Source organism: Methanosarcina sp. MTP4, from assembly GCF_000970045.1.
Classification (GTDB): domain Archaea; phylum Halobacteriota; class Methanosarcinia; order Methanosarcinales; family Methanosarcinaceae; genus MTP4.
Genome location: NZ_CP009505.1, coordinates 1,848,271 through 1,861,636, shown reverse-complemented (window position 1 = coordinate 1,861,636; position 13,366 = coordinate 1,848,271). Strand labels below are relative to the sequence as shown.

Below are 13,366 nucleotides of genomic sequence, written 5' to 3'. Positions count from 1 at the left end.
ATTTTTCTGCAAATATTTTTAAATTTCAAGTAACATATTTAATTAAGTTGATATGGGACTTAATTTCGGAGGGATATTCAAAAAACACATCGACAAAGATGCATGCAACTTTACATATTTTTTAAAAAATAAAAAAATGTAAAAAGGATTTCTATAATCTTTTACAACAATTATTTTTTACAGCAATTACCTGGGGCTCAGGTGCTGGGTGAGCCGGTCCAGGACAACCGCAATAATAACGATCCCGAGGCCTGCTTCGAAACCGAGGCCGATGTCCACCCTCTGGATGCCGAAAAGCACCTGGTAGCCAAGGCCCCTTGCCCCGATCATTGCCGCTATTACCACCATGGAAAGCGCGAGCATGATGCACTGGTTAACCCCTGCCATAATAGTCGGGAGGGCTACCGGCAGTTCCACTTTCACAAGTTTCTGCCAGCCTGTGGACCCGAAGGCGTCAGCAACTTCCACGAGTTCTTTTGGGACCTGCCGGACCCCCAGGTCCGTGAGCCTGATTGCCGGGGGCATGGCAAAGACCACGGTTGCGATCATACCAGGGACGTTTCCGAGCCCGAAAAAGATCAGGGCAGGGATAAGGTAGACGAAAGAGGGCATAGTCTGCATCAGGTCAAGCACCGGCCTTACGACGTGGTTAAGGACCTCGCTTTTTGCGGAAAGGATGCCCACCGGAATCCCGATAAAGAGGGCCAGCATGGCTGACGAGAGCACAAGGGCAAGGGTTTCCATGGAAAGGGCCCAGAGCCCCATGTTCTGGATCAGCAGAAAGCCTCCAGCCGTCCCGACAGCAAGCTTGGTATTCCGTTTCCCTGCAAAATACGCAAAGAGAGAGAGGGCGAGAATGAAGATTTCGGGAGGCAGGAAAAGCAGGACGTCTTTCAACGCCGAGATCAGGAAATCCAGCTGGTCACTTACCAGGTCCAGCACAACTCCAAAGTGGTCCTCGATCCAGTCCACCGCAAACTCAACGGTGTCACCTATAGGAAGCTTGGGGATTAACATGCGTTCACATCCAGGTCCTTGTCGAGACTTCCGGGTCCCTTATTATCAAGCTCCCTGTTATCAAGCTCTTTATTCACTTCGATCTCAGGAGGAGCTTTTCCCTTTAATTCTCCCTCGGGTCCGTCCGAGACAGGGCTTTTTGAAGTATTGCTCCCTTCAAGCGTACTTTCCCCGGAAACCCGGTCAGGAGACTCCATTTCAGCTGTGCTTTTTGTGTCAGCTCCAAGCTCTTCGGCTTCACCGTTTGCGGTATCCTCGGACATTGCCAGGGCTCCGAGCACGGTACCCCGAACGATGATTCCTTTAAGCTTCCTGTTTTCATTGACCACGGGCAGAGGGTATTCGCTGTCCGCAATAAGGGGAATGATCTCGTTCAGGGGCATTTCCGGGGGTACGGAGGGGACTTCCCTGATCATGGGCTCGAAACTCTTTTTGGATTTCAGGGCTTGCACGGCATCGTCTATCATGAGGATACCTTTCAAAATCCTGTTTTTCCCTTCAACCACAAAGATCGAGGAAATCCCGTGTTCCTTCATCAACTGCACGGCAACCCTGGGTCCGGAACTTACGGCTACGAGGGGTTCGGGCCTCCACATCACGGCTTCGGCAGTGAGGACTTTTGAACGGTCCACACCGGCAACGAACTTCGAGACGTAGGAGTCTGCAGGGTTGGTCAGGATCTCTTCCGGGGTGCCGATCTGGACAACTTCCCCGTCTTTCATTAGCGCGATTCTGTCTCCCAGTTTAAGGGCCTCGTCAAGGTCGTGGGACACGAAGATGATGGTCTTTTGCATCGCGTCTTCCAGGGAGAGCAGTTCGTCCTGCATCTCGGACCTGATGAGGGGGTCAAGAGCGCTGAACGCCTCGTCCATGAGCAGGATGTCAGGGTCGTTTGCAAGAGCCCGGGCAAGCCCGACCCTCTGTTTCATTCCCCCACTGAGCTGGGTGATTTTGCTCTGCTCGTACCCTTTAAGCCCGACGGTTTCAATTGAGACCTCGGCCTTTTCGTAACGCTCTTCTTTTGGAACTCCCTGGATTTCCAGGCCGTAAGCCACGTTATCGAGCACGGTCCTGTGCGGGAGCAGGGCAAAGTTCTGGAACACCATACCAAGTTTGCTCCTGCGGATCTTCCTCAGGGCTTCCGCATCCATGGACGCGATGTCCTGCCCGTCAATGAAGATGCTCCCGGCCGTGGGATCAATAAGGCGGTTTATACAGCGCAAAAGAGTGGACTTTCCCGAACCCGAGAGTCCCATAATAACAAACGTTTCTCCTTCATAAACTTCGAAACTGACATTGTTAAGTCCGATAGTCTGTTTCGTTTTTTCAAAAATCTCGTGTTTGGAGTAACCTTTATTAAGAAGAGAAATTACTTTCTGGGGGTTTTTACCAAAAATCTTTGAAATGTTTCTAATTTCCAATTTTACTTTCCTATCCACAATAAAACCTCGGGAAAACCACTATGGTGGCTCCTTTGGGAAATCTGAGTCAGAAGTCGGAATAATTGAGTCAGAAAATCGTTACATTAATTAGTATAAGTGTTTTGACTATATTATATATAGCTACTGGCATAAATTATATATATTTATTCTCATTAGAGGGAAAAGATCTAAGATGTGGGGTCAACTGATTCGAATTTACAGAATAAATAGATTTTCCGTCCCGGGATAAAACTTTTGAGAATGGCAGAATAATTTTTGAAAGAAAATAGCTTCATGGCAGAGCCCAAAACGTAAGTAAACCCGGATTACATATCCGTTTTTAATCGTGTTACCTTCCACAGTTACGTCGATAACACGCCATAAACAGTAGAATAACCGACCTGCGGTATGGGCAATAACCTGCGATGCACAATAACAGGTCACAGTATAATATAGTGCCCCATTATGTCATCTGACAACACCGGCAGTAGATAATAGGAATTAGCTATCCCGCATCAGCTTATGACCAGTGCGGACCCTACAGGCTCTTCACAGTATTATAATACTATCAGGGCTACATGCAGGGTTACGGCAAGCAAACGAGATTATGTATCATTATAAAAAACAGGCCCCTGGAAACAAAAGCAGCATTAAAGGAGAGAAGATCGGAGGACAGGAGAAATCGGGAGGACAGGGAAAAAGAAGAATAGGGAGATCGGAATAGAGAAAGCAGAAAAGCAAGAGAACAGGGAAGCAAGAAAGCAAGAGAGCAAGAGAGCAAGAAAGCAAGAGAGCAAGAGAGCAAGAGAGCAAGAAAGCAAGAGAGCAAGAAAGCAAGAGAGCAGGAGAAGCAGGAGAGCAGGAGGATAGGGAGGTCAGCCTGGAGGAAACCTGGGACTCCTATCATTATAGTATATATATATTAAAAGGCATATGAAAACCAGAAAGAGTTCAGAATCATCGTAACACTTATAGGTCACCTATGACATTTATGCGCAGGTTCAGATGATGAAGGCAGTACTAGGTTTAGAAGACGGAACAGTTATTAAAGGCACGGGTTTCGGTGCCGAAGGAACAGCGTGCGGCGAACTTGTTTTTACAACTCAATTCACTGGATATGAAGAGGCTCTGACAGACCCTTCCTACAAGGGACAGCTCCTTATGTTCACCAGTCCATTGATCGGGAACTACGGGGTCAGCGGAGAGCGTTTCCAGTCCGACAACATCCATGCGGAGGGGCTTGTGGTGCGGGAGGCCTGCAGAAACCCCTACCATTACAAATCTACCCGTTCCATTCACAGATTTTTAGAGGACGAGGGAAAAGCCGGGATCGAAGGCGTGGACACCCGGGCCCTTACCATCAAGACCAGAGACCGCGGGACCCTCAGGGCTGCCCTGATCACGGGGAGTGACGATGGGGAGGAAGCCGTGGAAATGGCCAGGAATTTCCCCCAGATCTCGGACCAGGAACTGATTTCCCTGGTTACCTGCAAGGAACCCTACTCCATCCCGGCGGCAAAGGGAGCCTGGAAAGGAAACGGGAATCCCAAAAGAGCGGTTGTAATCGACCTCGGGATCAAGAGGAATATCCTGAAGAACCTTAGCAAGAGAGGGATTGACCTGACGGTTGTCCCGGCAACAGCAACCCCAAAGGAAATCGAAGCTTACGAGCCCGACCTTCTCTTTGTCTCCAACGGGCCGGGAGACCCCGAACTTGCAAAGGACGCAATCAACGCGGTCAAGCACTTTGCGGGCACGGTCCCTGTCTGCGGGATCTGCTTCGGGCACCAGATCATTTCCCTGGCCATGGGAGCCAGGACCTACAAGCTCAAATTCGGGCACAGGGGAGGAAACCAGCCTGTTAAGGACCTGGTGGAAAACAGGGTCTTTATCACTTCCCAGAACCACGGCTTTGCGGTGGACGCCGATTCCCTGGACGGGACAGGGCTCTACGTAAAATACCTGAACGCAAACGACAGGACCGTGGAAGGCGTATCCCACAAAGACCTAGACGTTTTCAGCGTGCAGTTCCATCCGGAAGCCCACGCGGGACCCACAGATACGGAGGAAGTCTTCTTCGGGAAGGTCGTAAAGGTCCTCGGAGGTGAGGTTTGATGCCAAAACGCAGTGACATTAAGAAAATTCTCCTTATAGGCTCCGGCCCGATCACTATCGGGCAGGCCGCAGAATTCGACTTTTCGGGCAGCCAGGCCTGCAGGTCCCTTAAAGAAGAGGGATACGAAGTCGTCCTTGTCAACTCGAACCCGGCAACCATCATGACCGACCCTGAAATGGCGGATGCGGTCTATATCGAGCCCCTGGACGCCAAGGTCGTTGCCAGGATCATCGAAAAGGAAAGGCCCGACGGGATCATTGCCGGAATCGGAGGTCAGACCGGGCTGAACATCACCAGTGAGCTTGCCGAGATGGGCGTCCTTGAAAAGTTCGAGGTAGAGACCCTGGGGACCCCTGTGGAAGCCATCACGAACACGGAAGACAGGGAGCTATTCAAGGAGACCATGCTCAGGATCGGGGAGAAAGTTCCCCTGAGCAAGGCGGTCTCTTCCCTGAAGGAAACCGAAGAAGTGGTCGAGGAACTCGGGCTTCCCCTGATCATCCGCCCGGCTTACACCCTGGGAGGAGCAGGCGGCGGGATTGCCCGTACAAGGGAAGAACTGCTGGAGATTACGGAAAGGGGCCTGAGGAGGAGCCGCATCAACCAGGTCCTGATCGAGGAAAGCGTGCTCGGCTGGGCAGAAGTCGAGTACGAGGTCATGAGGGATGCAAACGATACCTGTATCGTGATCTGTAACATGGAAAACTTCGACCCCATGGGTGTGCACACCGGAGAATCCGCGGTTGTGGCGCCGTCCCAGACCCTGACCGACGAAGAGCACCAGATGCTCAGGACAGCATCAATCAAGATCATCCGCGCCCTCAAGATCGAAGGGGGCTGCAACATCCAGTATGCCCTGAAGGAAGGGGACTACCGCATTGTGGAAGTCAACCCCAGGGTTTCAAGGTCTTCGGCTCTCGCTTCAAAAGCAACAGGCTACCCGATTGCCCGTGTGACTGCCAAGATCGCTGTGGGAATGACCCTGGACGAGATCGTAAACAGTGTCACTAAAAATACCCCGGCCTCTTTTGAACCGGCCCTGGACTATGTGATTACGAAGATCCCCAGGTGGCCCTTTGATAAGTTCACAACCGCGGACAAGACCCTGACCACGGCTATGAAGAGTACCGGAGAGGTTATGGCAATCGGCAGGACGATTGAAGAGTCCCTCTTGAAGGCCTTCAAGTCCCTTGACATCGACAGCCAGGTCGGGATAAAACAATGGGACGAGCATGAGATCACGACGCTCCTCAAGACCCCTACCAGTGAACGCCTCTTTGTTATTTACAACGCCCTTGAGAAAGGGTATTCCATAAAGGAGATCTGCGACCTTTCGGGGATCAACCCCTTCTTCATCTCAAAAATAAAGAAAATCGTGGACAAGGAAAAGCGCATCCGCGCAGAAGGACTCACTCCGGAGCTTCTCCGCGAAGCAAAAAAGATGGGCTTTCCGGACTCGCGCCTCTCTGAACTGACAGGAAAGGCCATGGAGGAAATCAGCGATCGCAGGCACGAGGCAGGAATCGTTGCAACCTTCAAGATGGTGGATACCTGCGCTGCCGAGTTTGCGGCTGCAACTCCTTATTATTACTCTACATACGAAGACGTCTGCGAAACCGACCCCACGGACAGGAAAAAGGTCCTTATCCTGGGCGCCGGCCCTATCAGGATCGGACAGGGAATCGAGTTTGACTACTGTACCGTGCACGCGGTAACGGCGCTTCGGGAAGAGGGAATCGAGACCCACATCATCAACAACAATCCTGAGACCGTTTCCACGGACTTCGACACTTCGGATAAGCTCTTCTTCGAGCCCCTGACCCTGGAATACGTGATGAACGTAATCGAGAGGGAAAGACCGTATGGGGTCCTGGTGCAGTTCGGAGGGCAGACCTCGGTGAACCTGGCAATCCCCCTGAAAAAGGAACTTCAGCGCAGGACGGACCTTGACACCATTATCATGGGCACCGACCCTGACGACATGGACCTTGCAGAGGACAGGGAAAAGTTCCACCAGATGATGGAAGAACTCGGGATCGAACAGCCCGACGGCGGGTATGCGACCTCCGAAGCCGAAGCAATCGAGGTTGCAAAAAGCATCGGCTTCCCGGTACTGGTCCGCCCCTCCTACGTGCTTGGCGGCAGGGCAATGGAAATCGTCTATGACGAGACCGACCTCGAACGCTACATGAAAGAGGCAGTAAGGGTCTCCCCGGAACACCCTATCCTGATCGACGACTTCCTGGAAGGCGCCTGTGAAATCGATGTCGATGCCGTCTGCGACAAGCAGGAAGTGCTCATCGGCGCAATCATGGAACACATCGAGGAAGCCGGGGTGCACTCCGGAGACTCCGCCTGTGTGATCCCCCCGCAGTCGCTTTCGGAAGAGACCCTGGAAACGGTCAGGGAGTACACGAGAAAGATCGGGCTTGCCCTGAAGGTAAAGGGTTTGATCAACATCCAGATGGCAGAAAAGGACGGGAAAGTCTTCGTGCTCGAGGCAAACCCGCGTTCCAGCCGCACCATCCCCTTCGTTTCAAAAGCTGTCGGAATCCCCCTTGCCAAGATCGCATCCAAAGTCATTGCCGGGCACAGCCTGAAGGACCTTGGCTACACCGACGAGCCCAAAGTCAAACACGTCTCGGTAAAGGAAGTCCTCCTGCCCTTTGACAAGCTCCCCGGAGCAGACCCGGTGCTCGGCCCCGAAATGAAGAGTACGGGCGAAGTCATGGGCATTGACTACGACTTCGGAAGGGCTTACTTCAAAGCCGAGATCGCTGCCGAAAACCTTCTCCCCCTGACAGGGAAGGTCTTCCTCTCCATTCGGAGAGATGACAAGCCCAAGCTCGTGGAAATAGCACGGAAACTCGAAGCTGCCGGCCTTGAACTCATGGGCACCAGCGGGACGGTCAACTACCTTGCCGACCACGGGATCTTCCTGGATACGGTCAAAAAGGTACACGACGGAAGCCCGAACGTAATCGATATGATGCGCCGGGACGAAGTCTCCCTGATCATCAACACCCCGACGAGCAGGCTGTCCAGGCGGGACGGCTCAAGGATCAGGAGGGCAGCCGTGGACTTCAAGGTGCCCTACATCACCACAATCCAGGCAGCCAAAGCCGCAGCTGATGCCATCGAGGCAATGAAGACCGGCGAGCTTACCATCAAATCGATTAACGAGTACCACGCCGAGATCTGAGCAGGCAGGTACTATAAGAAAGGTAACAGGTGAACGGGATCATACGGGATTGAACATCCGAAGCCCCGTAAAAATGACCGGGTGGTGAATGTTCAGCCTGAGAACCGTTTCTTTCGCTGGCTTTTGGGTACCGGGATACTCACCGGTCAGCTTGCTGACCGGCTTTTCCTGTGTAATAAAAAAAGAAAGATACAGGGAATAATGTCCGGAACAACGCCTTTAATTGCGCCTGAAATAACATATTGAACAACGTCTTGAATTGTGCCTGAATAATGTATGGGACAATTTCTGGAATAATATCTGGAATGAATAGAGAAAATAGTCCCGGACGCAAATATTTTCACTTACATTAAAACCACGGAAGACACGGAAAGCACGGAAGGATTGTACCCTTTTTCATTTCCTTAATTCCGTGCTTTCCGTGGTTAAACTTTCACTTTAAACTGGTGAAGGAATTAAGGACATTGAATATAATCAAATATAATACGAAGCGTAACGAATAAATTAAAATTCGGGCTATACTCTAGGGCGCAAGACTTCTGGCAAGAAGGCAGAGGTTTCAAAGCTTGCTTACAAATTTCTGGCAAGAAAGTAGAGGTTTCAAAGCTTGCTTACAAATTTCTGGCAAGAAAGTAGAGGTTTCAAAGCTTGCTTACAAATTTCTATATATGAATTCAGGGAAAAGCCGTCCGCGTCGCTTTGCTCCGCGGCCGGTGAGAACGCCGGTACTTAGAATTCATGACGAAGCAAAGGTAGCACTGTGACCTAAAAATATATCCGGATGACCTGCAGCCTGGTAACTAAAAAATACATCTGAACGACCTGCCACCCGGTGACCGGAAAATACATCCGGATGGCCTGGAAGGGCTGCAAAATAATTTAAAATGAAAGCCCTGAAGAAAGGGCATGGAGAAAGAGCCTGGTTTCCTGGTAAAATTCTCCACAGTTATTTGTTTTCAGCTTATATTCACAAACAATTCACAAACATCAGTAATTATTCATAGAAATCAGTAGTTCGTGAATCCATTAATTTGTGGGTTCATGATTCCGTGAATTCGTGGGCTCATGAATTCATGAGTTCATGCATTCATGAAAAGATTTACCAAGGGGTAGTTAACATGGTAAAGAAAGTAGCATTAGCATATTCGGGAGGGCTTGACACCTCAGTGTGCATCCCCATCCTCAAGGAAAAGTACGGGTACGACGAAGTAGTCACTGTTGCAGTTGACGTGGGCCAGCCGGCAGAGGATATTAAGAAAGCCGACGATAAAGCCGCAAAGATCAGCGACGCCCACTACACGATCGACGCAAAGGAAGAGTTCGTTCAGGACTACGTCTTCCCCCTGATCAAAGCCAACGGCGACTACGAAGGCTACGTGATGGGAACCTCCATTGCCCGCCCCCTGATCGCCAAGAAAGTGGTCGAGGCAGCAAAGAAGGAAGGGGCAGTTGCCCTAGCTCACGGCTGTACCGGAAAAGGAAACGACCAGCTCCGCTTCGAAGCCATCTTCCGCCAGACCGACATGGCAGTAATCGCCCCGATGCGTGAGATGAACCTGACCCGCGAATGGGAAATCAACTACGCCAAAGAACACGGCATCCCCGTCGAAGCCACCAAAGCCAAGCCCTGGAGCGTTGACGAAAACCTCTGGAGCCGCAGCATCGAAGGCGGCAAGCTCGAAGACCCCTCCTTCGTCCCCCCCGAAGAAATCTTCGAATGGACCCAGTCCCCCGAAGAAGCCCCTGAAAAGCCAATCGTCCTTGACATCGGCTTCGAGGCAGGAGTCCCCGTCTCCCTTGACGGCAAAGAGATGTCCGGCTACGACCTCATCATGACGGTCAACGGAATCGCAGGCACCCACGGCGTAGGCCGCACCGACATGATCGAAGACCGCGTGCTCGGCTTAAAAGCCCGCGAAAACTACGAACACCCCGCAGCCACCGTCCTCCTCGCCGCCCACCGCGACCTCGAAAAACTCGTCCTCACCCGCGGTGAACTCAAGTTCAAGAAAAGCGTGGACGACCAGTGGTCCGAACTTGCCTACTACGGCCTCGTGGATGACCCACTCTATGCTGATTTGAATGCGTTTATCGACAAGTCCCAGGAAAAGGTAACCGGGACGGTCAAGGTTAAGCTGTACAAGGGAAGTTTGACGATCCTGGCTCGCAGTTCTCCGAATGCGCTCTACTCTGAGGAACTGGTTTCGTTTGATAGTCAGACTATTGACCAGAAGGATGCCGAAGGGTTTGCGAAGTATCACGGGTTCCAGGCAAGGTTATTTAAGAAGTTTGTGGATAAGGAATAAAACGTTTTTTTGCCTGTTCCCTTAGAGGGGGCAGGCCCCCCTTTTTTATTGAGTTCTTTTTAGCCTTTTTCCGATTTCGTTTTTCTGTGAATTTTAAACCGTTAGTCAACGTGCTTATTTTAGATATCCGGGGAACTCACCGGTCGTCGAAGACGACCGGCATTTCCTTAATAACTGCTTGAAAATAGAATTGTATGTATAAACAAAAAGTTTTAGAAATGATGGAGGCAGAAAGAAGAATAATTTATAAATTTTGGAGTGTTAGAGGATAATGGTGCAGGGAATTGGTGGACCAAGAAGAAATTTTCAATAAATGTCTTAGTATTAGTACGGAAGAATGCATTGAAGGAATTCAACAACTAAAAAAAGAATTCACAAACCTAACCAATAAAAAAACTGCATTAGAGATCTTAGTAATGCTCGCAAAAAGTGGGGAGCCAGAAGTAGGGTGGCTTGCATCATGCACCATTGGCCTTATATTCCCACATGTTCAGGATAAATTTCAGGTTTGGGAATTTATACACAAACTAACCGAGAGCGAAGAAATTTACATAAAATGGGGAGTAGCCTCCTCATTAGGGATCGCGTTTCCCTTTATTCCAGATAAAATACAAGCTTGGGAAGATTTACATAGGTTAACTTCCGACGGGCAAGAAGGTGTTCGGTGGGGAGCAGCGGTTTCCATTGGTGATGCTTACCCATATATTCAGGATAAACGACAAGCTTGGGAGGATTTACACAGACTTGCATCAGAAGAAGATAGTGAAATCCTGAGAGGTGTAGCATGTTCTCTTGGATTTGTACTGCCTCATGTAGAAAATAAAAATAAAGCATGGGAAGATTTGCACAAATTAATAAGGCACGAAAAAACTTATGTTAGAAGTAATGCAGCTTATTCACTTTCTATTTCTTTCCCATTTATTCCGGATAAAAATCTAGCATGGGAAGATATACATTGGTTAGCAAAAGACGAATATAGCGAAGTAAGAAGTTTTGCAGCAGATTCTTTTGGCACTGCATTTCCTTACATCCCCGATAAACAAAAAGCATGGGAAGACCTGCACGAATTAACTAAAGATGAAAGTAGTGAAGTCAGAGCTGGAGCTGCAATTTCAATAGGAGATTCTTTTATTTCTATTCCTGATAAACAACAAGCTTGGGAAGATTTATGCAGATTAACAAAAGACAAAAATAGTGAGGTAAGAATCGGAGCTGTAACTTCAATAGGAAACTCTTTTACTTCAATTCCTAACAAGCAAGAAGCTTGGGAATATCTTTTAAAATTAATCGCTGATGAAGACGTAGACGTTGTAATAAATGCCGAAAGTAGGATACGAAAAATTTTTCAGTTTATCCCAAATAAAGAGAAAGCTCTAAATGATCTCATCAATTTGATGTTGAGTAAAAAACTTGATGTTCGGGTTACAGCACTAGGTTTGATAGGATCGCTATTTGAATATGCTAAAGAGAAAAAACAAATCTGGAAAATATTACACAATGCAACATACGATGAAAATTCAGATTTGAGGATTAATGCTGCTTATTCACTCGGTGAAGCATTCCCACATATCCCAGACAAAAAACAAGCTTGGAAGGATTTAAATCAGCTTACTAATGATGAAAATGTTGATGTTCGAGAAAGTGCAATAGCATCAATTGGACAGGTTTTTTTATTCATACCAAACAAAAAACAAGCATGGGATCATTTGCATTTAATGACATTCGATTTGAACAGCGCTTTAAGAAGAAGTGCAATCGAATCGATTGCTTCAGCATTCCCATATATCTCAGACAGAGATCAAGGGTGGGAAGATTTGCACCGATTGGTTAATGACGAAGAATTCTTTGTGCGGATTGCTTTGGCAGGTTCCATAGGTTCCGCCTTTCCCTACATTCCAGATAAAGCACAAGCTTTTAAAGATTTATATAAACTATCTATAGATGAAAATAGATTCATTCGAATTAGAGCAAACCACTCTTTAGGGAAAGTTTCCATATATAGAGCATCTGTAGCAAAAAAAGAAGACATTTATCAGAAAGAGCTAGAGAAAGCAATAGAATTCTTTGAAAAAACATCTGAAGAATCTGGTGATATTAATCCTTCGCAATTTTGCCTTCCATTCTATCGATCTTTTCATTCAATATTATTCGACAAAAGTGAATCTAAAGAAGTGATAGATAGTTATCTCTACGAAGCGAGAAATGCTGTGAAAGGTTCAAAAAGTAAACAAGAACTTTTAGAAATACTTGAAAACTTAGCAAATGCACTAAAAGAAGTGCAAAATGCTGAATATCTGGACTTTGAATCCAAGAAGGAAGAACTTAACTTTTACAGAAAATATTGTGAACAAGCCACTAAATTGATGAAGAATGCCAAAAAGAAAGCACCTTCTGCCACAATAGTACTAAGAAAAGGCCTTCCCATCCTCGATCGCAAACTAAAATCCCTCCTCGAAGAAATCCAGGAGAAAGCAAAGACCGCGTGCCGGGAATCTCAAGGGACTGAGACGGAAGAAATTGCATGTGCTGTCAGTCGAGAGGTTCAGAAATGGGAAATTGGGAGTCAGGAAGAAATGACTCAAAAAGTAGAGGACGCTGCTTATCTTTTAAAATCGAAAGTAGCAGATCTACCCGAAAACGAGTATATTCTGAATAAGATTGAAGTAATGAGGCATGAAAGAGATCTGACGAAACAGTATGAAACCCTGCTTTTTGTGATTGGTCAGATCCCTACGGTGAAAGTTGTTCCTGAAGATGTTGTTGTCGAAAATATCAGCAAAGTAGGGCAGGATTTAGGAACAAAACTGGATGGACTTACTCAGGAAATGAACGAAATAAGGATTTGTCTGAAGCCTGGAATAAAAGAAGAAATCGAAATATCTTCGGGAATTGAAATTTTGGGGACAGGGGCAAAGCACATAGTAACAATTCCTTTGCAGGAAATTTCTTATGATGAGCTAAAAGACGATTTGAAGAGAATAAAAGGGAAGCACATTACCAAATTGTCCAGGCTTCCGGATAGATTAGCCAGGAAAATTAAAGGCTATCTGTTACTGAATGACAGAGAAGATCTCGTTGAAAAGTTAAGCTGAAACTATCGATTAGGGGGAAATTCGAGCAAAAGGTTTCAGGGGGTTTAGATTGAAGCAGCCCGCCGACAGAAAAAATATATTTTAATATTTATGTAGTCAAAAAACTTCATAATCACCCAAAATTCGACCATTTTATCATTGTTAGTAAATCCAATAATTCCATATGGTGAAGATTTTTGGAGTTAAAGTTCAATTATTGTGTTTTATCTACA

6 protein-coding genes are annotated in these 13,366 nt (G+C 47.7%); 4 read left to right on the top strand and 2 right to left on the bottom strand.

Features of this window, described 5'->3' with window-relative positions; genetic code table 11:
• Nucleotides 1–186: 186 nt before the first annotated feature.
• Together MSMTP_RS07865 and MSMTP_RS07860 are read right to left on the bottom strand one after the other, a co-directional pair.
• The gene (locus MSMTP_RS07865; protein ID WP_048178541.1) at nt 187–1,017 is read right to left on the bottom strand and encodes a proline/glycine betaine ABC transporter permease; all 831 of its coding nucleotides are present in this window, start codon (nt 1,015–1,017) and stop codon (nt 187–189) included.
• Nucleotides 1,011–2,456, bottom strand: coding sequence for a glycine betaine/L-proline ABC transporter ATP-binding protein (locus MSMTP_RS07860; protein ID WP_082090549.1), 1,446 nt, complete (start codon nt 2,454–2,456; stop codon nt 1,011–1,013). Before MSMTP_RS07860 ends, MSMTP_RS07865 begins: the two co-directional genes overlap by 7 nt.
• 990 nt (nt 2,457–3,446) lie before the next feature.
• Between MSMTP_RS07860 and carA the strand changes: the two genes are divergently transcribed.
• The 4 genes from carA (at nt 3,447) to MSMTP_RS07840 (ending at nt 13,154) form a co-directional block, all read left to right on the top strand.
• Nucleotides 3,447–4,553 carry a glutamine-hydrolyzing carbamoyl-phosphate synthase small subunit gene (gene carA, locus MSMTP_RS07855; RefSeq protein WP_048178540.1) on the top strand — a complete coding sequence of 369 codons (1,107 nt, stop codon included), beginning with the start codon at nt 3,447–3,449 and terminating at the stop codon, nt 4,551–4,553.
• Nucleotides 4,553–7,756, top strand: a complete 3,204-nt coding sequence (gene carB, locus MSMTP_RS07850; protein ID WP_048178539.1) for a carbamoyl-phosphate synthase large subunit — start codon at nt 4,553–4,555, stop codon at nt 7,754–7,756. Before carA ends, carB begins: the two co-directional genes overlap by 1 nt.
• A 1,118-nt stretch (nt 7,757–8,874) precedes the next feature.
• Nucleotides 8,875–10,062: an argininosuccinate synthase gene (locus MSMTP_RS07845; protein ID WP_048178538.1), complete on the top strand. Its 1,188-nt coding sequence runs from the start codon at nt 8,875–8,877 to the stop codon at nt 10,060–10,062.
• A gap of 287 nt (nt 10,063–10,349) precedes the next feature.
• The gene (locus MSMTP_RS07840) at nt 10,350–13,154 is read left to right on the top strand and encodes a HEAT repeat domain-containing protein (RefSeq protein ID WP_052718319.1); all 2,805 of its coding nucleotides are present in this window, start codon (nt 10,350–10,352) and stop codon (nt 13,152–13,154) included.
• The last annotated feature ends 212 nt before the right edge of the window (nt 13,155–13,366 follow it).